The sequence below is a fragment of the Brevibacterium sp. genome (genome assembly GCF_031179145.1).
Taxonomy (GTDB): Bacteria; Actinomycetota; Actinomycetes; order Actinomycetales; family Brevibacteriaceae; genus Brevibacterium.
The window spans coordinates 1-19,295 of the sequence record NZ_JAPSIB010000005.1 but is presented as its reverse complement, the minus strand read 5'-3'; the positions used below and the strand labels follow the sequence as shown (position 1 = coordinate 19,295).

The following is a 19,295-nucleotide window of genomic DNA, read 5'->3' as shown; positions in this document are numbered from 1 at the left end:
TCCATTGTGTTCCCCCTGCATAACAGTTCTATATTATGGAACAGGATTCCCATAATATGGGTACTTCGAGTGTAGGATTGATCACACCGAGGAAGCAAGGGTCCGCACGAATAATTTCTACCCACAAAGAACCATCCCGCGGCAAGGCCCTTTGTCGCCCAGACACACTGCAGGAGACGAGGATGTCCGACACAACCATCCGCAAGCTGCTCGAGTCCGCCCGCTACGAGATCCTCCCCACCACCGGGATCGTCGAACGCGTCCACGAATACGTCGCACCCGGTCGGGTGATCACCGTGACCGCGTCGACCGGCCTCACGCTCGACGCGACTCTGAGCACCGCCGAGCAGCTGCAGGCGCTGGGATTCGCCGCCGTACCCCACATCGCGGCGCGAATGGTGCACGGTCGCACCGAACTCGAGGAGATCGTCGACCGGCTGACCACCGCCGGCATCAGCCGAATCTTCGTCCCCGCCGGCGACGCTACGCCCCCGGTCGGAGGCTACAGCGGGGCGCATGACCTGCTCCTGGACCTGACCAGCATGGCGGCCCCGTTCACCGATATCGGCGTCGCCGCCTACCCCGAGTCCCATCCGCTCATCCCCGATGACATCACCGTGCAGGCGATGTGGGACAAGCGCGACTACGCCAGTTATCTGGTGTCGAACCTGTGCTTCGAACCCTCTCTCGTCTCCGCATGGCTCAAACGGGTGAGGGGGCGCGGAATCGAGCTTCCCCTGTACCTCGGCGTGGCTGGAAAGGTCGAACTGGGCAAGCTGGCGAAGATCGCCTCGAAGATCGGTGTCGGCGAGTCGACGCGGTTCCTGCGCAAGAACACCGCGACCTTCGCCCGGATGGCCAAGCCCGGCGGCTACAACCCCCAGAAGTTCCTCGACAAGCTCGAGTCCGTATTCGACGATCGCAGCCTCGGCGTCGTCGGCCTGCACATCTACACGTTCAATCAGATCAAGGACACCGAGGAGTGGCGCCGCAAGCAGATCGACAAGCTCGGCGGTGACGGCGGTCTCAAAGTCGGCACCGAATCACGCCGCTAAGCCTCGTCCTAGAGGTGGTTGACCTTGCGCTTGAGGCTGCGTGAGAGCAGTCCCGCCTCGGCGACGAGGAGCTGGCCGAGGCTCTCGTGGTTCTCGGCGATCCGCACGGTCGGTCCGGAGATGCCGACTGCGGCGATGACCGTGCCGTCGACTCCGTAGACGGGGGCGGCGAGCGCATCGAGACCCTCCTCGAACTCCTCATGCACGATGGAGTATCCCCGGGCGCGCACCTCGGCGAGGTTCTCCATGAGCTCCTTGCGGGAGCCGAGGGTGTGCGGGGTCCGGCGTTCGAGGCGACCCGACGGGATCGAAATGACGTCAAAGGCGAACATCACCTTGCCCAGCGCCGAGCAGTGGGGTGGGACCTCGACGTCGACCCAGTTCGTGGCGCCGAGGACGTAGGTCGAGTCGACCTGCGCGACCTGCACGACTCCGGCCGCGCCCGGCACGGCGAGGTTGACGGTCTCGCCGGTCTCCTCGCTCAGACGCTGCAGGATCGGGTCGGCGGCGGTCACCAGTGTTTCGACGCGGTCGAAGCGAGAGGCGTAGGTCGCGAACAGGGACCCGCCGCGGTAGAGACCCTCCTGGTTGCGCTCGACCAGACCGTTGCGCTCGAGAGCCGAGAGCAGCCGGGACACCGTCGACCGGGCCAGCTCGGTGGCCTCGACCACCTCGGTGTAGGACACCGGCTCGTCCGCCTTGATGATCAGGGACAGGATCTCTGCGGCACGATCGATCGATTGCGTCCCGTTGCTCATACTGCTCGCACTCCGTGAAGTCAATGGTCCGCCGGCGCACCCAGGCACCCCGGCGGCTCTCACCCTACATGACCGGCGCTCGCCCCTGTCGCCGCTTCGCCACCTGGGCTACAGTGTCGAGGAGAGCAGCACACTGCCGTTGAAGACGAGGGCGTCTTCGTCTTCGGAGAGGAGCCGTCATGGCTTCCGTTCCCAGTCAGGCCAGCGTCGTCGTCATCGGAGCAGGCATCGTCGGCAACAGCCTCGTCCATCATCTGGCGCAGCTCGGGTGGTGCGACATCGTGCAGGTCGACAAGGGACCTTTGCCGAATCCGGGCGGCTCGACAGGACACGCCTCGAACTTCATCTTCCCCGTCGACCACTCCCGTGAGATCACCGACCTCACCCTCGACAGCATCCGGCAGTACCGGGAGCTCGGCGTCTTCACCCAGTCCGGCGGCTTCGAGATCGCCCGCACCGAGGAGAGGATGCAGGAGCTGCGGCGCCGCATGTCCTCGGCTCAGGCCTGGGGCATCGAATCCCACCTCGTCAGCGCCGAGGAGGTCGTGGAGAAAGTGCCCTACGTCGATCCGTCCGTCATCCTCGGGGCGTTCTGGACCCCTGGCGTCGGCGTCGTCGACTCCGTCGGCGCGGGCACCATGATGCGCGAATCCGCGCAGACCCTCGGAGCGCTGACGGTGTCACCGAACACCGAGGTGACCGGCATCGACGTCGAAGGCGGCCGGGTGGTCCGCGTCCACACCGACCGAGGTGCGATCGAGACCGATCGGGTGCTCGTCGCCTGCGGAGTGTGGAGCCCGCGCATCGCGGCGATGGCCGGAGCGGCGATTCCGCTCACTCCGGCCGTGCACCAGATGATCAGCGTCGGCCCGGTGCCCGATCTCGCCGCGATCCCGGGGGAGATCTCCTTCCCCATCGTCCGCGACATGGACGCCCTCTGCTACGAACGCCAGCACGGCTCAGACCTGGAGATCGGCTCCTACGCCCACCGCGCGATCCTCCACGAGCCCGATGGGATCCCCTCGATCGCCGCGGCCAAGCTCTCCCCCACGGAGATGCCGTTCACGGCCGATGACTTCGATCCGCAGCTCGAGCAGGCCCTCGAACTCATGCCCGACGTCCTGTCCGACCCGAACGTCGAGATCCGCTACGCGATCAACGGCCTCCTGTCCCTGACACCCGACGGCTCCCCCATCCTCGGCGAGTCACCGCAGGTCAGAGGCCTGTGGTCGGCCGCCGCCGTGTGGGTGAAGGAAGGCCCGGGAGTGGGTCGCGCGGTCGCGGAGTGGATGACGAACGGGCTGCCGGAGGTCGACGTCCAGGGCGCCGACATCGCCCGGTTCCACCCCCACCAGCGCACCCGCGAACATGTCAGGGCCCGCACCTCCGAAGCGTTCATCAAGACCTACGGCATCGTCCACCCCGGCGAGCAGTACGAGTCGGATCGCAAGGTCCGCCTGTCTCCGATGCACTCGCGTCACGAGGAGCTCGGCGCGGTGTTCTTCGAGGCCGCCGGGTGGGAGCGGCCGCAGTGGTATAAGTCGAACGCGCACCTGCTCGAGGAGTTCGGCGACCGGGTCATGGACCGCACCGCCGAATGGGATTCGCGCTGGTGGTCGCCGATCATCAACGCCGAGCACCTCGCTCTGCGGGAGCGGGCCGGCATCGTCGACCTCTCGAGCTTCGTCATCTTCGACGTGTTCGGGGCTGCCGCCCTCGACGCCGTCCAGGCCATCGTGGTCGCCCAGATGGATGTGCCGATCGGTCGGGTCGTCTACACACCTGTCCTGGACGAAGCGGGCGGCTTCCGCTCCGACCTCACGATCATCCGCCTCGCCCATGACCGGTTCCGGGTCGTCACGGGAGCAGCCCATGGCATGGTCGACGTCAAGTGGTTCGCCGACCGGCTGCCCGAGTCCGACGCCGCCATCGCCGACCTCACCTCCTCCTTCACCACGATCGGCATCTGGGGTCCCCGCGCCCGCGACATCGTCTCAGCTCTCACCTCGGCGGACATGACGAACGACGGCTTCGGATTCGGCACCGCGCGGACGATCGAGGTCGGCAGCCTCGAGGTCCTCGCCTCCCGCATCTCCTACGTCGGCGACCTCGGCTGGGAGCTCTACGTGCCGATGGAGTCGGGGGCGAAGCTCTGGGACACCCTCCGCGAAGCCGGTGCCGGTCACGGTCTCGTGCCGGTCGGCCTCGGCGTCTACGGCACCACCGGTCGGATCGAGAAGGGCTACCGGGCCTTCGGCGCCGAGCTCGACTCGGAGCGCACCGTCGTCGAGGTCGGCATGAGCAGGCCCAAGGTCAAGGCACAGGACTTCGTCGGCCGCGAGGCGCACCTGCGACACAGGGAGGAGGAACCGAAGACGGTTCTGTGCTCGCTGACCGTCGACGACCACACGAGCTCGACGGGCGAGAAGCGCTACATGCTCGGCGGGGAGCCGATCGTGGACCGGGACGGACAGCCGCTCATCGACGGACATGGGCGCCGCTCCTACGTCACCTCGGCGGGATCGGCGCCGAGCCTCGGCAAGCATGTGCTCATGGCCTTCCTCCCACCCGCCGAGGCGGTCGTGGGCAACCAGCTCCAGGTCGTCTATCTCGAGGAGCGCTATCCGGTGACGGTGGCGAGCGTGGATGCGACGCCGCTCTTCGACCCCGACAACGAACGGATCAGGAGGTAGGTGATGGACATTCTCGTCTGCATCAAACGCGTCCCCGACATCTCGGGGCAGATCACGCTCGACGCCTCGGGCCGGGACATCGACCACGGGGCGCTCGGCCATACGATCTCCGCGCACGAGGAATGCGCCGTCGAACTCGCCGTCCAGCTGGCGGGTGCCACCGACGGTGAGGTGACCATCCTGACGCTGGGCACCGACGACGCGGTCGAGCAGCTGCGGGCGTCCCTGGCCGTCGGGGCCGACGACGCCGTGCTCATCGAGACCGAGGACCCCGGCGCGTACGGGCCCGAGGACATCGCGTTCGCCATCGCGGAGGCGGTCCGGACCCGCGCGAACGACAGCCGGAGCTGCGACCTGGTGCTCGTGGGCAACGACGCCGCCGACACCGGCGACTTCCAGGTCGGCGTCCGCCTCGCCTACGAACTCGACCGCCCCGTGCTCACCGGAATCACCCTGCTCAGACTGGCCGAAGAGGCCGCCGAGGTCGACGCCGCCTCCGAAGGCGGCCCCACCTCCGTCGAGGCCTACGGGATCGGCCCGGCCGGCACCGAGGTCTTCCGCCTGCCGCTGCCCGCGGTCGTCGCCGTCCAGGAGGGCGGGGTCGAACCCCGGTATCCCTCGATTCCGGGCCGGATGAAGGCGAAGAAGGCGCCCCTCGACGAGGTGGACGCCCCCGAGCCGGTGCACGGCAACCCGCGGAACGCCCTCGAGCTGCCGCCGGAGCAGTCGAGCACCGTGACCGTCCTCGGCGAAGGCCCGGAGGCTGCCGGTGCCCTCGTCGATGTGCTCGACGAGTTGGGAGTCCTGCGATGACACTCGTATTCGTGGAGATCGAGGGCCCGGATGCGCCGAGTGGGTCCGGTGGGGTGCAGCTGACCTCCGCCGAGGCGGTGACCTTCGCCCGCACGAACACTGCGATCCTCGACGGCGGCAGCGCGGCGGACTCGTCCCCGCTCGAGGTCGCCGTCATCGGCGCACTCACGGACGAGGCGCGGGACCGGCTCGCCCACCTCGGCGTCGACCGGATCCATCACATCGACTCCCCCGACGTGCACGCTTATTCGGCTGCCGCGTGGGCGCAGGCGCTCGTCGACGTCGCCCCCACCCATGGCACGGTCATGGCCTCGGGCACGCCACGGGGCATGGAGCTCATGGCTCATGTCGCCGCGCGCTTGGGCGCTCGGATGGCGGCGAACGTCGTCGCCGTCGACGAGGACGGGTTCTTGCGACAGGTGCTCGGCGGTGCCGCCTTCGAGAGGCTGAAGCTCACCGGCGCCCTGCAGGTCCTCACTGTTGCCGGCCACGCCTGCGACCCGGAGGACACTGCACCGACCGAACCGGAGATCCTCACCCACTCGCCCGAGGCGTCAGCTGATGACCTGCGCACCCGAGTCGTGCGGACCGAGGTCGAGGAGGCCGACGACACCTCGGGTCTGACGCAGGCGAAGGTCGTCGTCGGGGCCGGCCGCGGTGTCGGTTCGGCCGATGGCTTCGCCGAGGTGCTCGAACTCGCCGACCACCTCGGCGGGGCGCTCGGGGTCTCCCGCGTGGTCACCAGCTTGGGCTGGCGACCGCACGCCGAGCAGGTCGGGCAGACCGGGAGCCGGATCTCCCCGGACGTCTACATCGCCTGCGGGATCTCGGGGGCGATCCAGCACTGGGCAGGCGTGCAGGGGGCGAAGTCGATCATCGCGATCAACACCGATGAGGAGGCGACGATGGTCCAGCGCGCGGACTACGCGATCATCGGCGACCTCCACGAGGTCGTCGCCGCCATCAACGAGGAGATCACGCGCCGTCGGAGATGAGCGGGGTGGTTCAGCGGCCGGCGCCGTGATTCCCAGGGAGAAAATGGTCGAAATCAGCGCCGAATCTCGACCATCTGCTCCCTGGAAATCCCGATTCGACCATCTGCTCCCTGGGATTCCGCCGGACACCGGAGCCGACCCTAACCGTCCTCACGCCTGATGGCAGCCGGGGAGAACCTGGGCGCGGGGGCGGGCTGGTCGACGCCTGCGCCATCGGTGCTGAAGAGCCCCCGCGCGACGTTGTGTCGGTCCTGTTTGGCCTCGGCCATGGTGAGCACGGGTTCGACGCAGGCATCGCGGTCGGCGAAGAGCGCGACGAGGTCGTCCAGGGTGCGGGAGGCGAGCGCAGACGCGAAGGCGGCCCGCAGTGCCGGCCAGTGCCGGGGCTGCCAGTGGTCGAGTTCTCCTAAGGGTTCGGGCAACTGGTCCTCGAGGTCGAGTGCGCGCACGAATTCTGCGAAGAAGGCCGGTTCGATGCAAGCCACGGACACATACCGGCCGTCGACGGTTGGATAGACGTCGTAGAAGGGCGCGCCCGAGTCGAGGAGATTGTGGCCGCGGGCATCGTGGTGCCACAGCCCCATGGCGCTGAAGCCGTGCATCATCGACCACAGCAGGTTCGCGCCGTCGATCATCGCGGCGTCGACGACCGTGCCGATTCCCGTGGCGCGGGCCCGGGGCAGGGCCGCGAGCACCCCGACGACGAGCAGCATTCCGCCGCCGCCGAAGTCTGCGATGAGGTTGGCCGGGAACTGAGGAGGGTCCTCGGCCCGGCCGAGTTGATGGAGCAGCCCGGTTGAGGCGATGTAGCCCAGATCGTGCCCGGCCTTCTGTGCCTTGGGACCGGTCTGCCCGTAACCGGTGATGCGTCCGTAGACGAGTGCGGGGTTGATCTCGTGGAGGTCGGCCGGTCCGAGGCCCAGGCGTTCGGTCGTCCCGGGTCTGAACCCTTCGACGAGGATGTCGCTCCGGGCCGCGATCGTCCGGGCCCGCTCGAACCCGGGCTCAGCCTTCAGGTCGGCGATGACCGATTTCTTCCCCCGGTCGAGGACCGGGTTCCTCAACTCATCCTGCAGGGAAGGCGGGTCGAGGCGAATCACCTCGGCGCCGAGATCGGCGAGCACCATGGTCGCGAAAGGACCGGGACCGATGCCGCCGAGGTCGAGGACCCGGGTCCCCTCGAGCGGGCGGCTTGCGTCGAACGGACTGGCGTTCTGCGGGACGCTTCCACCAAGCGGGCCGCCGTCGTCGAACGGATCGCTTTCGTTCACGGGGCGATTTTCGTTGATGGTGTGACTGCTGTCGGGGACAGCTGGCATGGATTTCCCTTTCGCTGGGCGGTCCTGCTTAACTGTAGAACGATCGTTCAGTGCGGACAATGCACTTGCGCGTTCACCCCCTTCTGACACCGAGTTCGGCCCAGGCACCCCCTGCTCCGAGCTCTGCCGCTCCACCTTCACCCGGAGGCTCTGTGAAGACGTTCGAATACCGACCGGAAGTGCGCTGGTCGGACCAGGATCTGCTCGGCCACGTCAACAATGCCCGGATGCTGACGCTCATCGAAGAGGGGCGGATCAAGTGGATGCACGAGATGGGCACCGTCCGGCTGACCGGCGGCGGTCTGCTCGTCGCCCGGCAGGAGATCGACTACCTGCTGCCCGTCATGTACGGCCCTGAGCTCACGCTGACCCTTTCGGTGGCGAGAATCGGGTCCAGTTCGTTCACCGTGAACACACGCGGTGACCAGAGCGGGCGCCAGGTCTTCGACTCCAATGTGGTGCTCGTCCACATCGACAGGGAGACCCAGCGGCCGGCGCCCCTGACGGACGTCGCCCGCCGTTTCCTCGAGGATTACCTCCCCGATTGAGGTCATTCCGGTCCGGTCCACGCCTGGAGAATCGGACCAGATCGACCATGATCGACACCAGTGGCGGCCTTCCTGACACGTTTCGGCGCCCTATGGGGTCAGCGCCCTGCGAAAGAGAATGCGAGGGAAGATGTCCGTTCTGTTCATGGTCGGTCTCGGTGTTCGCACCTAGTCTGAGGACATGAAACTCGACGCGATATCCATCATCACTGCCGACATGCCCGCCGCCGTGCGCTTCTATTCAGCACTCGGTCTCGAACTCCTCGACGGAGGTCCCGAGGCCCCGCACACCGAGTTCTCCGCCGGCACCCTGCGGGTTCTCCTCGACACGGAAGAGGTCGTGCTCAGCATCGGTCCTGAGTGGACCCGACCGACGGGTGGGCACAAGATGTCCCTGGCCTTCGACTGCACCACTCCCGCGGTGGTCGACTCCACCTTCGCCCAGCTCACTGATCCCGGCACCGAAGGCGGACCGGTGGCAGGCGTGGCCAACGAGCCCTGGGATGCGTTCTGGGGTCAGCGCTATGCCGTGATCACCGATCCGGACGGCAACACCGTGGATCTGTTCGCCGCCTTGTCCTGAGCCCTCGCCTCACTACTCACTCGCTGCGTTGTCCTGAGCCCTCGCCTCACGACTCATCTGCCGAGGAGCGCCTGCTCGTCCCTCCACAGATGTGCGGCATCGGAATAGCCGGCCGCCGCGGCCGCTGCGGTCTTCGTCTGCCCGGCGGCGATGAGCCGCCTCGCCGCCTGCCATCGCAGCACCTTCGCGAGGTGCTTCGGTCCGTAGCCGAACCAGTCGGCCGACAACCGCCGCAGCTGCCGCGGGGAGTAGGCGAATTGTTCGGCCGCCTCGGCGATCGACGGGGAAGGCGAGGGACGAAGACTCGACGCGAACGCCATCGGAAGGGGATTCAGTTCCGTCCGATCGGCAAGCATGCGCGCTGTTCCGAGCAGTGCCCGCGAGGCCCGATCCACAGGTCGATCCGAGTTTCCATCGGAGTCGAGCGGGGTGGCCGCGTCCAACGGGGTGACCGCGTCCAGCGGCGTGATCGCGTCCAACGGCGTGACCGCGTCCAACGGCGTGACCGCGTCCAGCGAGGTGGCCGCGTCCAGCGGCGTGGCCGCGTCCAGCGAGGTGACCGCGTCCAGCGGCGTGATCGCGTTCGCGAGCTCCGCCGCCGAGGTGGCCAACAGCTGCGGGAGAACGCCGGGATCGAAGCGCAGGCCGACGGCGGTCTGCCGGGCCCCGCGGAAGGCACGGGCTGTGGAGTCGGCTCCGGCGACGACCACCTCGGCGTCGAGGACGATGAGGTCCATGCATCCGTCGGGCACGATCAGGGATTCAGCCGGCGCTTCGTCGAGCGGTTCCTCCGGCTCGGAGCGCCACAACGTGGCGGCCAGGCGCGGGATTCGGAATTCTGAGTACATGGCTCGCCCGTGACCCTTCAGCTTCGAGCGGTATCCTAGGATCGAAAATCCCACCCGTTCGGCGGGGATCCATACTCAGACTAACCGGTTGCCGCCGAACTCAGTCCCCAGCCTCGGCGACCTTTTTGGAAGGAACGATGTCCGCTGCATCCCCGTCGCCGATCTCGGCACGTCGGCAGGCGCGGCACGTCACTGTGTTCCTCGACGTCGACGGCGTCCTCAACTCTTATCCGGTGCCGAAGCTGCGGATCGTGACCGAAGGACGCAAGCGGCTCCAGGCCTGGGACTACGAGCTTCACTACAAGCCGGCGGTGATCGAATTCTTCGACCGCCTCGTCGAGACTCACGACGTCTCCGTCGTCTGGCTCTCCACCTGGTCGGGGCGGTGCAAGACCGAGCTGGAGCCGAAGTTCGGACTGCGCAACTCCTTCGACTGCATCGAGATGCCCGACGACACCCACAACCGTTTCGCCAACGACCCGCACGTGTGGTGGAAGGCACGAGCCATGGAGGAGTGGCTGGACTCCCACGAGCACGGCCGCGCGATCTGGATCGATGACGACCTCGTCGCCCCGGCGACCCGGCAGTACTTCATCGACCGGTACTCTGCGAACAAGCTCAAGCTCATCGCCCCCAAGTTCGCGAAGGGCCTGACCCGCGCGCACCTGAAGGAGATCAAGGACTTCGTGTACCCGAAAGAGGCCTCATGACGCGCATCGGTCTGCTCGACTCCGGGCTCGGCCTGCTCGGCACGGCCGACGCACTCTTCCACCTGTGCCCGAGCGTGGAGCTGGTGCTCGCAATGGACCCGGACTTCACCCCCTACGGTTCGCTGAGCGCCGCCGACCTGGAGGCACGGACGTTGAGTTCGGCGGCAGTGCTCGCCGAGTGGGAGCCGGACGCCATCGTCATCGCCTGCAACACCGCCTCGGTGCAGGCGCTCGAGGCCGTCCGGGCGCTCTACGAGCCCGAGATCCCGGTCATCGGCACGGTTCCGGCAGTGAAGATGGCGGCCGGCACCGGTGAGGACTTCGCGATCTGGGCCACTCCGGCGACGACGGGGAGCATGTACCAGCAGAACCTCATCGACATGTTCGCCGCGGACGTCGCCGTCGCCAAGGTCGCCTGCCCCGGCCTCGCCGAGGCGATCAACGTCGCCGACATCCCCGCGATCGACGCAGCGATCGACGCCGCACTGGACCAGATGGAGCCCGGCATGGAGACGATCGTGCTCGGGTGCACCCACTACGGCCTCGTCGCCGACCGGATCATGGCCGCCAGGGCCGGAGCCATCACCCTCTTCGACTCCCCCATCCCGGTGGCGAAGCAAACCCTGCGCCGCATCGGCGACGACCTCGCGTCGGCGAGCAGCGCGAGTGCCCCCGGTTCCGTTCATTCCGACACTATTCATTCCGACGCCGAGGCGGCCGCAGGCCCCAGCGAGACCGACGGCTCCCGGGCGTCCGGCGGGATCCTCGCCACCTTCGCCTCCGGCCGCCGGATCTCGCTGCCCGAGACTCTGCGCGCCTACCCCGCAGGCAGACGCCTCCTCGCCAGGGAGCGAGCTGCCACTCCCCGATCCTGATCGGCCGCAAGCCGGTCAACGACTCCCCCATCCTGATCGGCCGCGAATGGTAACCGAAGGAGAGCATTCGCACAACTTTCGGTGCTAGCCTGAATTGACCGTTCATCGCTGAAGGAGGCGGTCTCGATGTTCGCTCTGTACATCGCAATCGGCCTGGTCACGTTGGGTGCGCTCCTGCTCGGTAACAGCTTGCGAATCGTCAAGCAGTACGAGCGCGGGATCATCTTCCGCTTCGGGCGCGTCACGAGCGCCCCCAAGCCCCCGGGTCTCACGGCCATCGTCCCGTTCGTCGACAAGATGCAGAAGGTCAGCCTGCAGATCATCACCATGCCGATCCCCGCTCAGGACGGCATCACCCGTGACAACGTCACTGTCCGCGTCGACGCCGTCATCTACTACAAGGTGGTCGATCCGCGACGCGCCGTCGTGGATGTGGAGAACTACCATCTCGCCGTCGGGCAGGTCGCTCAGACATCGCTGCGGTCGATCATCGGCCAGAGCGAACTCGACGATCTGCTGACCAACCGGGAACAGCTCAACCAGGGCCTGGCCCTGATGATCGACAACCCCGCCGTGGACTGGGGCATCCACATCGACCGAGTCGAGATCAAGGACGTCGCCCTGCCCGAGGGCATGAAGCGGTCGATGTCGCGACAAGCCGAGGCCGAGCGCGAACGTCGCTCCCGGGTGATCATCGCTGACGGTGAGCTGCAGGCGTCGAACAAACTGGCCCAGGCCGCCGAGGCGATGGCGAACACGCCCTCGGCCTTGCAGCTGCGTCTGCTGCAGACGATCGTCGAAGTCGCCGCTGAGCGGAACTCGACGCTGGTCCTGCCCTTCCCTGTCGAGCTCCTCCGGTTCCTCGAGTCCAACACGCCCCAGCAGGCCGACGCCACCGCCGAGGACCGGCCTGCGACCACGGATCATGCAGCCACATCTCCGGATCGCGCGACCACGGATCATGCGGCTCCGGACCGCACACCCACGGTGACGCCTCCGCGGACGAAACCCGATGTCGCTCCGGCATCGGGATGAGGGATTGACAGCGTCCTTCAATCCCCGCTGATTACGCTGGGCACATGGATCTCAAACGCACCAGCAGGGCAGTCATCGTCAACGGCGCGATCGCTTTTCTCGTCGGCGCGCTCATGATCGCCTGGCCCGGCGCCACCGCCGAGGTGGTTGTGCGCATCTTCGCCTGCTGGCTGGGCCTCATCGCCGTGACGTCGATCGTCCTTGCTCCGCGCGGGGGCCGCACGGGTGGATTGGTCGTGCGCTCACTCCTCCTCATCGCCTTCGCCGCCCTCATCTTCGTCTCGCCGATGTTCTTCGCCGCTTTCGTGACGATCGTGGTCGGCATCGCGATCATCTTCTTCAGCGTGCTCGCCATCAGCTCCTCCCTGTTCATCCGCCAGCTCGGAGTGAGTGCGTGGTGGGTGCTGACGATCATCGGCGCGATCGGCATCGCAATCGGTGGTTTCTTCCTCTTCGCCCCGCAGGCGGGGATCACCGCTCTCATCTTCACCCTGGCGGTCTTCATCGGGATCGTCGGCATCGCCCTCATCGCACTCGGCTGGCGGCTGCGCCGGCTGGACTCCCAGATGGCCCGCGATCCGCGGCGCCACAATGGCGGCAATGGCGACACCATTCGCGGCGAGATCATCGAGTAGCCGCCTCATCTCTCGCCCACGCGACTGCACGCGCAGCAACACCGTCAGTCACCTCGGCGAGGCATCGAGCCCCTCCCAGCCGTCGGGCAGCTGAGGATGAAGTCGCCCAAAATTTCCCCTTGCTGAACCCTGGTCGGTTCACGACGCCCGTGCTACATTGACTCGCATGGGAACTTTGAACAGCAGCGCAATGACAGCGCTCAATTTCTACATCCGTGACCGCCGCTCCTGACGGCGCGCACGATTCTCGACTTCTGAACCCCTGACGGAGTCCTCCGGCTGACGCCGGCGATCTCCTGTCAGCGCGGATCCTGACGACCTGTAGAAGCACGCGCGCTGTAATCCCGGACCGACATCGGCATCCGGGGCGAGCGGCACTGTTCTCCTCTTTGCGCTGCCTTGGGTGCTCCCTCCCAGATTCCTGGAGCGCCATCCCATGCGTACCCATTCATCTTTCGGCGGCCGTCATGAACTCGGCCAGAACTTTCTTCATTCCCACCGCACTATTCGCACGATCGCGAGCCTGACCGAAGCGACCACCGGACCGATCCTGGAGATCGGTCCCGGCACCGGGGCGGTGACCGCCCAGCTGTACCGGCTCGGTCGACCGCTCACGCTCGTGGAACTCGATGAAACGAGGATCAATCATCTTGAACATGAATTCCCCCGCGCACAGGTCCGGCACGCTGATGCTCTGAGCACTCCGTTCGACGCACCCGTGATCGTCGGAAACATTCCGTTCCACCTGACCACACCCATTCTGCGCAAGCTCCTGCGGGCCCGCGCCTGGCGTTCCGCCATCCTGCTCACGCAATGGGAGGTGGCTCGCAAGAGAGCCGGGGTCGGAGGGTCGACCATGCTCACCGCCCAATGGGCTCCCTGGTACGACTTCCGTCTGATCGAACGAGTTCCCGCGCACGCGTTCACGCCCAGACCCAGCGTTGATGGAGGGCTCCTCGCCATCGACCGCATGACGCCCGGGCTGCTCCCGGCCCGGCAGCGATCCGATTATCAGCAGTTCGTCCGCACCGCCTTCACCGGCCGCGGGCGAGGGATGAAAGGAATCCTCACCCAGATGGATCTGACCGATCGACACAGCCTGAAGTCCGTCATGGAGAAGAACGAAATCGAAGGAGACACCTTGCCACGAGACCTCGCCCCCGACCAATGGGCCGGACTGTACTCGGCCCTGGCACCGAAGGCTCGCTCGAATGCCGAGTCGAACATGAAGAAGTCGAACACGAAGTCGACGACGAACAAGGAGATGACGATGCGAAACGACAAGACTGCCCAGAAGAACGGAACTAACCCGGTAGCCGGCGAAAAGGTGCTTGACCCGAGCGCGTTCGGACACCTCCCGCCGATCACCGGCGAGATTCCTCTGGTCGCGGAGAAGCCGGTGATCACCGGGGAGATCCCGATCGTCGGGGCCGACGCGGCGGCCAAGGGCGTTCATGCTCCTGTGCCCGGGCTGGGCGCCACGGCGAAGAGCCACGACAAGGCGCATTCGAATCCCGAGCGCGGGTTCACACCGCAGCACAAGAAGGCTCAGCCGCAACCTCGGTGGAACCTGCCGCGACGACAGGGCTGAGCCCGACGCCGGATTCGACGCCGGGTCGGATCTCGGGTCCGACGCAGGGTCGGATCCCGGGTCCGACGCCGGGTCGGTGCAGCGTGACGGGAACTCTCGTTGCGCTGCACCGGACCTGCACTCGTGTCGATCATCACAAGGCCGTCTCACCCAAGCCCGAGTTCCTCGCCTATCACCGAGCTCATAGCACCTGACCTGGAACGTTGAGTGAACAGCACCGGAATTGCCCTAACTGTGCATTCAAAGTTCGACACTGTTCGCGGTGTCGTTCACCTTCCATTCACCTTCCCCGTAACTTTCAGGACACCCACGAGGCGAACCATGAGTATTGATCGGTTTTCGTTCAGCCCTCAAGGAGTCGCCCATGTCTCAGACCCTGGCACCGGAGAAGTTCTCTCCGACGCCCACAGTCGGTCGCAGCAATGACCGGATGTGGCACCTGTGCTTCGGCGCGCTGTTGGCAATCGCCCTCATCAGCTTCACTCTCTGGTCGTTCGGGTACGTCGGTGCGGGCACCAACCGCACCGTCCTGATCACCACGATCGTCTTCGGCGCCTTCATGGCGTTCAACATCGGCGGCAACGATGTCGCGAACTCCTTCGGCACCTCGGTGGGCGCGGGAACGCTGACGATGAAGCAGGCACTGCTCGTCGCCGCCGTGTTCGAAGTCGCGGGCGCCCTGCTTGCCGGCGGCGAGGTCACGGACACGGTCCGCAGCGGAATCGTCGACCTCGGGGCGGTCTCCCTCGACCCGATGGAGTTCGTCTACATCATGATGGCGGCCCTCCTCGGTGCGGCCGTCTGGCTGCTCATCGCCACCCGCATGGGATGGCCGGTGTCGACCACGCATTCGATCATCGGCGGCATCATCGGTGCCTCTCTGGCCATCGGCTTCGTCACCGGCACCGGTGGGCTCGAGATGGTGCAGTGGGGCGAGGTCGGCAAGATCGCGATGTCCTGGGTCATCTCCCCTGTCCTCGGCGGACTCGTCGCCTTCCTCATCTTCGGGATGATCAAGAAGCACGTGCTCGGATACAACGAGGCGGTCGACACGAAGATCCGCGCGATCCGCGAAGCCCGCGCCGAACTCGACCTGCACCAGGGATCGACCAGCCTCGAAGAAGACATCCGGGACTCCTCCTACTCCTCGACGGTCATTGACCAGTCAGAGGTCGACCGCAAGCTCAGCGCGATCGAGGAGCAGGAGCAGAACCTCAACGCCCACCGGGCGCTGCTGACCTGGGTTCCCCTGATCGCCGCCGGCGCAGCCGTCGTCATCACCGCGATGCTGCTGTTCAAGGGCCTGAAGAACCTTGACCTCGGGCTGAGCACCGTCGGCGGAGTCCTCGTCATGGCCATGATCGGGGTGGCCGTGTGGATGGCCGTGTTCGTCTTCGCGAAGACCCTGCGCAAGAAACCACTGTCGAAGTCGACGTTCATCCTGTTCAGCTGGATGCAGGTGTTCACCGCCTCGGCATTCGCCTTCAGCCACGGCTCCAACGACATCGCCAATGCGATCGGGCCCTTCGCCGCGATCCTCGATGTCCTCAAGACCGACACCATCAACGCCGAGGCGACCGTGCCCATGGCCGCGATGATCACCTGCGGTGTCGCCCTGATCGCCGGCCTGTGGTTCATCGGCCGCAAGGTCATCACCACCGTCGGCACCGGCCTGACGAAAATTCACCCCGCCTCCGGCTTCGCCGCCGAGCTCGCCGCGGCCGCCGTGGTCATGGCCGCCTCGCTCAGCGGGCTGCCCGTCTCGAGCACCCACATCCTCATCGGAGCGATCCTCGGTGTCGGACTCGTCAACCGCTCGGCGAACTGGAAGCTGATGAAGCCCATTGCCATGGCGTGGGTCATCACCCTGCCGGCCGCCGCCACCATCGGCGCGATCGGAGTCCTCACCCTGCGCACCGTGTTCGCCTGAGCGAGGAGCGCACCGAGCCGGTGCGCACTGTCTGGTGCGCACCGTCTGCACCGAAGCGCCCATGGCCCCACTTGGTCATGCCGGCCCCAATCACAACCGGTGTGCTCTCTCAGGACATAGTGGACAGTCTCTGTCAGGACATAGTGGACACTTCGGCAGTGTGGTCATGATGGTGCATGAGTCGCATACCCAGCATGTTCGCCAGGTGGTCGTCGAGTGGGACGAGGATGCTCCGCGCGGCGCGGTGGAGTACTTCTGCCGCCGGCACGGAGTGTCCCGGTCCTGGTTCTACCGAGTCCGCGCCCAAGTAGCGCGGGAGGGCGCGGCGGCAGCACTGTCGAAGCAGTCGACACGGCCACGTCGTTCGCCCTCCCGCGTCCCGGACGCGGTTAAAGCCGAGGTCCTGGCCCTACGCCGGCGTTTGACCAGCGAGGGCAAGGACGCTGGGGCGCTCTCGATCCAGGACCGCATGTGCCGTGATGGGTTTACCCCGCTGGTGTCGGTGTCGACCATCGCCAGGATCCTGGACCGGGAGTACCTCGTCGCCCGCAATCGACGTAAGCGCCCGAAAAGCTCTTACCGTCGCTTCCAAGCCGAATACATCAATGAGTCCTGGCAGTCCGACGCATTTGAGATGACACTGACATCCGGGCTCACAGTCGTCATCGTGGAGATCATCGATGACTGCTCCCGATTCAGCCTCGCCGAGCATCCCGGTCCGGCAGAGACAGCCCACGTGGTCCTCGACGCCTTCAAGAAGACGATTGACACGTACGGCCTGCCAGTCAGAGTCCACACCGACAACGGGGCAGCGTTCAACCGGGAGCGCTACAACGTCATCACCCGCTTACAGAACTTCCTCAACGGGCTGGGCATCAAAACGATCACCGGGCGCCCGATGACGCCACGAACACAGGGCAAGGTTGAGCGCGCTCACCAGACCATTCAGAACTTCATCAAAGCCCATGATCCCCTCACCCTCGACGACCTTGATGCGGTGCTGGAGGAGTACCGGGACTGGTACAACAACGACCGGTCCAACCAGGCACTGCCGCCTCACACAGCTCCTGGAGAGGCCTATGCGGCCTGGGAGAAGATCGCTGCGACAGGTGTGCCCATCAGGCCTGCGGGGAGGTCTCCTGTTGCGCCGGACAAGCGCAAGGTCATCAACTGTTCACACACGGTGAGGCTCACTACCTCGAAGCGGATCCGTGTCGGCGGCTACAGGTTCAAATTCGGCAAGCGCTGGGTAGGCCAGGAGATCCACTACATCTTGGAAGTCACCGGCGAGGAACCGTACATCAGCTGGTTCGATGTCAACGGGGCTCACATGCTCACCATGGCCTGGCCGCCACCGCACCCCGAGACCGGGCTAGCAAGGCTCCTCAGTGCCCACACGCCTCCAGAATTGCCGTCCACTATGTCCTGAACCTCGAGTGTCCACTATGTCCTGACAGAGACTGTCCACTATGTCCTGAGAGAGCACACCAATCACAACCGGGGCTCGCGTGAACAAGTGGGGCCATGGTCGTTCCGGCGGGCACCTCGGCGGCTGCTGGACCTGATGTCTGCACGCCGGCGCAGTCCCCGCGCGCTCACCGCTGGCAGACATGGTCGAGGCGAAGATAGACGGCGAGCGCTCAGGTGACACAGGATGACACTCATTGAGCCACGTCGGTGCTGCTCGCCTACAGTGATGCTCACGTTCACGAGCTGTGGCCATCGGTACCTGGCCGGCCACACGGCAACCCGTCATCGACCGGGTGCCCCAGGGGAAGAACGGGTCCGCACCGATCGGTGTCGGGCAAGTCTCGATCCGGGGCCTCACGCCCCGAGGAGGAACTGCCGGTGTCAGCAGATTTCAGTTCCGGTCCCTCGCCTGATGACGAGGACATGCCCGTCGAGTCGCCGCAGAACAGGTGGCCGGGAATACCCGATGACGAGGCTCTCGAATGGTGCCGCGTGTTCAACCGGCACCCACCGTCCCCGTACCGCCCGTGGCTGATGGGGCAGCTTCAGCAGGCGACGAATCGCGGCCAGCTGCCGGTTGTCGACGAGTGGGTGACAACAGCGGATGCAGCGCGCAGCGACGGCTTCACTCCCACGCTCTATCAGGAGCTCTTCGACTCACTGAAATCGATCAAGCGATGGGCCTACCGCTCCCACCCCAAGAATCGGATGATCACCGCAGGAAACTGCAATCCCGCCGTCCCCTTCGAATCCGTGCTGTGGGAGGACTGGCCACGACTGGTGCGCGACGAAGGCTGCTCACCCCATGAAGCGACCGAAATCATCCTTCTGCTTGCGGAGCCGAAGTTCCCTCCGCGCCGGTGAGGTGGACTGCGGCGGCCGCCTCGGCGGGGATGTCACAGCGATGGCCGTCGACGATCGCGCCCACAGCCCCATCGTTCTTGACGGGTCCATCAGTCTTGGCGGGTCCGTCGGTCTTGGCGGGTCCATCAGTCTTGGCGGGTCCACCGCTGACTCTGTCCTCAATCTCGATCCGCGCACCCGGGCGCACTCCGACCTCAGCCAGTTGCGACAGCACCTCGGGATCGGCATCGGAGACCCTGAGCACCCGATAGGAGCCAGGCCCCACCTCGGCGAGCATCGGGGAGGGATCGTGTGAGACCACCCGACCGTCGGCGCTGGGGATCGGGTCTCCATGGGGATCCGCGGCGGGACGGCCGAGGAAGTCATCGATGCGTTCGATGAGCAGGTCGGAGGCGGCGTGTTCGAGGGACTCGGCCTCGTCATGAACCTCGTCCCAGCTGTAGCCGAGGGATTCGACGAGGAAGGTCTCGATCAACCGGTGCCTGCGGACCATCGACAGCGCGATCTTCCGCCCCTCGGCGGTCAGTTCGGGAGGCCGGTAGGGCACGCGGAGGACGAGCCCGAGTTCGTCGA

Annotated in this window: 17 protein-coding genes, 1 pseudogene and 1 riboswitch; of the genes and pseudogenes, 14 read left to right on the top strand and 4 right to left on the bottom strand. The window is 66.2% G+C overall.

The genetic code is table 11. The features are described from left to right. Positions 1-182: 182 nt before the first annotated feature. Positions 183-1,055 (top strand): methylenetetrahydrofolate reductase, encoded by an 873-nt coding sequence (locus tag RIT73_RS05500; RefSeq protein WP_309131055.1) that lies wholly within the window; start codon positions 183-185, stop codon positions 1,053-1,055. 8 nt (positions 1,056-1,063) lie between these two features. On the opposite strand, the gene RIT73_RS05495 is transcribed toward RIT73_RS05500, so the two are convergent. Next, entirely contained in the window at positions 1,064-1,813 is a 750-nt protein-coding gene (locus tag RIT73_RS05495) for an IclR family transcriptional regulator (protein ID WP_309131054.1), read from the bottom strand. A gap of 179 nt (positions 1,814-1,992) precedes the next feature. Between RIT73_RS05495 and RIT73_RS05490 the strand changes: the two genes are divergently transcribed. Genes RIT73_RS05490 through RIT73_RS05480 form a run of 3 tightly spaced genes read left to right on the top strand, consistent with a single transcriptional unit; the run spans position 1,993 to position 6,314 of the window. Continuing rightward, positions 1,993-4,506, top strand: coding sequence for an FAD-dependent oxidoreductase (locus RIT73_RS05490; protein WP_309131053.1), 2,514 nt, complete (start codon positions 1,993-1,995; stop codon positions 4,504-4,506). A 3-nt stretch (positions 4,507-4,509) separates the two neighbouring features. Beyond that, complete coding sequence (locus tag RIT73_RS05485; RefSeq protein WP_309131052.1) at positions 4,510-5,319, top strand: electron transfer flavoprotein subunit beta/FixA family protein; 810 nt, start codon at positions 4,510-4,512, stop codon at positions 5,317-5,319. Further along, the gene (locus RIT73_RS05480) at positions 5,316-6,314 is read left to right on the top strand and encodes an electron transfer flavoprotein subunit alpha/FixB family protein (RefSeq protein ID WP_309131051.1); all 999 of its coding nucleotides are present in this window, start codon (positions 5,316-5,318) and stop codon (positions 6,312-6,314) included. The genes RIT73_RS05485 and RIT73_RS05480 overlap by 4 nt, the downstream gene beginning before the upstream one ends. Positions 6,315-6,454: 140 nt before the next feature. On the opposite strand, the gene RIT73_RS05475 is transcribed toward RIT73_RS05480, so the two are convergent. Next, positions 6,455-7,585 carry a CaiB/BaiF CoA-transferase family protein gene (locus tag RIT73_RS05475; protein ID WP_309131050.1) on the bottom strand — a complete coding sequence of 377 codons (1,131 nt, stop codon included), beginning with the start codon at positions 7,583-7,585 and terminating at the stop codon, positions 6,455-6,457. 200 nt (positions 7,586-7,785) lie between these two features. Here RIT73_RS05475 and RIT73_RS05470 point away from each other — a divergent pair, with 200 nt between their 5' ends. Together RIT73_RS05470 and RIT73_RS05465 are read left to right on the top strand one after the other, a co-directional pair. Then, positions 7,786-8,181, top strand: coding sequence for a thioesterase family protein (locus tag RIT73_RS05470; RefSeq protein ID WP_309131049.1), 396 nt, complete (start codon positions 7,786-7,788; stop codon positions 8,179-8,181). A gap of 181 nt (positions 8,182-8,362) precedes the next feature. Then, complete coding sequence (locus tag RIT73_RS05465; protein ID WP_309131048.1) at positions 8,363-8,764, top strand: VOC family protein; 402 nt, start codon at positions 8,363-8,365, stop codon at positions 8,762-8,764. 53 nt (positions 8,765-8,817) lie between these two features. On the opposite strand, the gene RIT73_RS05460 is transcribed toward RIT73_RS05465, so the two are convergent. Beyond that, positions 8,818-9,612, bottom strand: coding sequence for a helix-turn-helix domain-containing protein (locus RIT73_RS05460; RefSeq protein WP_309131047.1), 795 nt, complete (start codon positions 9,610-9,612; stop codon positions 8,818-8,820). 137 nt (positions 9,613-9,749) lie between these two features. Between RIT73_RS05460 and RIT73_RS05455 the strand changes: the two genes are divergently transcribed. From RIT73_RS05455 to RIT73_RS05420, 8 genes and pseudogenes are all read left to right on the top strand, one after another. Beyond that, positions 9,750-10,322, top strand: coding sequence for an HAD domain-containing protein (locus RIT73_RS05455; RefSeq protein ID WP_309131046.1), 573 nt, complete (start codon positions 9,750-9,752; stop codon positions 10,320-10,322). Next, positions 10,319-11,197, top strand: a complete 879-nt coding sequence (locus RIT73_RS05450) for an aspartate/glutamate racemase family protein (RefSeq protein WP_309131045.1) — start codon at positions 10,319-10,321, stop codon at positions 11,195-11,197. Before RIT73_RS05455 ends, RIT73_RS05450 begins: the two co-directional genes overlap by 4 nt. Positions 11,198-11,323: 126 nt before the next feature. Further along, the gene (locus tag RIT73_RS05445) at positions 11,324-12,232 is read left to right on the top strand and encodes a slipin family protein (protein ID WP_309131044.1); all 909 of its coding nucleotides are present in this window, start codon (positions 11,324-11,326) and stop codon (positions 12,230-12,232) included. A gap of 44 nt (positions 12,233-12,276) precedes the next feature. Next, on the top strand, positions 12,277-12,867 hold the full coding sequence (locus tag RIT73_RS05440) for a DUF308 domain-containing protein (RefSeq protein ID WP_309131043.1): 591 nt from the start codon (positions 12,277-12,279) through the stop codon (positions 12,865-12,867). Positions 12,868-13,303: 436 nt separating this feature from the next. Continuing rightward, positions 13,304-14,056 (top strand): annotated as a pseudogene (gene erm / locus RIT73_RS05435) (23S ribosomal RNA methyltransferase Erm); the annotation flags it as partial. 766 nt (positions 14,057-14,822) lie between these two features. Next, positions 14,823-16,388 carry an anion permease gene (locus RIT73_RS05430; RefSeq protein ID WP_309131041.1) on the top strand — a complete coding sequence of 522 codons (1,566 nt, stop codon included), beginning with the start codon at positions 14,823-14,825 and terminating at the stop codon, positions 16,386-16,388. Between the two features lie 166 nt (positions 16,389-16,554). Further along, positions 16,555-17,817, top strand: a complete 1,263-nt coding sequence (locus RIT73_RS05425) for a DDE-type integrase/transposase/recombinase (RefSeq protein WP_309131040.1) — start codon at positions 16,555-16,557, stop codon at positions 17,815-17,817. A 275-nt stretch (positions 17,818-18,092) separates the two neighbouring features. Beyond that, positions 18,093-18,205: riboswitch (SAM riboswitch) on the top strand. Positions 18,206-18,236: 31 nt separating this feature from the next. Beyond that, positions 18,237-18,722, top strand: coding sequence for a hypothetical protein (locus RIT73_RS05420; protein ID WP_309131039.1), 486 nt, complete (start codon positions 18,237-18,239; stop codon positions 18,720-18,722). Here the strand turns inward: RIT73_RS05420 and RIT73_RS05415 are convergent. Continuing rightward, on the bottom strand, positions 18,679-19,295 hold a 617-nt coding region (locus RIT73_RS05415; RefSeq protein WP_309131038.1), incomplete at its 5' end, for a metal-dependent transcriptional regulator. The genes RIT73_RS05420 and RIT73_RS05415 overlap by 44 nt on opposite strands.

Bases quoted from the DNA above. Each gene is read 5' to 3' on its own strand.
- RIT73_RS05440 (WP_309131043.1), top strand. From the start codon at position 12,277: ATGGATCTCAAACGCACCAGCAGGGCAGTCATCGTCAACGGCGCGATC.
- RIT73_RS05445 (WP_309131044.1), top strand. From the start codon at position 11,324: ATGTTCGCTCTGTACATCGCAATCGGCCTGGTCACGTTGGGTGCGCTC.
- RIT73_RS05480 (WP_309131051.1), top strand. From the start codon at position 5,316: ATGACACTCGTATTCGTGGAGATCGAGGGCCCGGATGCGCCGAGTGGG.
- RIT73_RS05485 (WP_309131052.1), top strand. From the start codon at position 4,510: ATGGACATTCTCGTCTGCATCAAACGCGTCCCCGACATCTCGGGGCAG.
- RIT73_RS05490 (WP_309131053.1), top strand. From the start codon at position 1,993: ATGGCTTCCGTTCCCAGTCAGGCCAGCGTCGTCGTCATCGGAGCAGGC.
- RIT73_RS05430 (WP_309131041.1), top strand. From the start codon at position 14,823: ATGTCTCAGACCCTGGCACCGGAGAAGTTCTCTCCGACGCCCACAGTC.
- RIT73_RS05450 (WP_309131045.1), top strand. From the start codon at position 10,319: ATGACGCGCATCGGTCTGCTCGACTCCGGGCTCGGCCTGCTCGGCACG.
- RIT73_RS05460 (WP_309131047.1), bottom strand. From the start codon at position 9,612: ATGTACTCAGAATTCCGAATCCCGCGCCTGGCCGCCACGTTGTGGCGC.
- RIT73_RS05465 (WP_309131048.1), top strand. From the start codon at position 8,363: ATGAAACTCGACGCGATATCCATCATCACTGCCGACATGCCCGCCGCC.
- RIT73_RS05495 (WP_309131054.1), bottom strand. From the start codon at position 1,813: ATGAGCAACGGGACGCAATCGATCGATCGTGCCGCAGAGATCCTGTCC.
- RIT73_RS05425 (WP_309131040.1), top strand. From the start codon at position 16,555: ATGATGGTGCATGAGTCGCATACCCAGCATGTTCGCCAGGTGGTCGTC.
- RIT73_RS05455 (WP_309131046.1), top strand. From the start codon at position 9,750: ATGTCCGCTGCATCCCCGTCGCCGATCTCGGCACGTCGGCAGGCGCGG.
- RIT73_RS05500 (WP_309131055.1), top strand. From the start codon at position 183: ATGTCCGACACAACCATCCGCAAGCTGCTCGAGTCCGCCCGCTACGAG.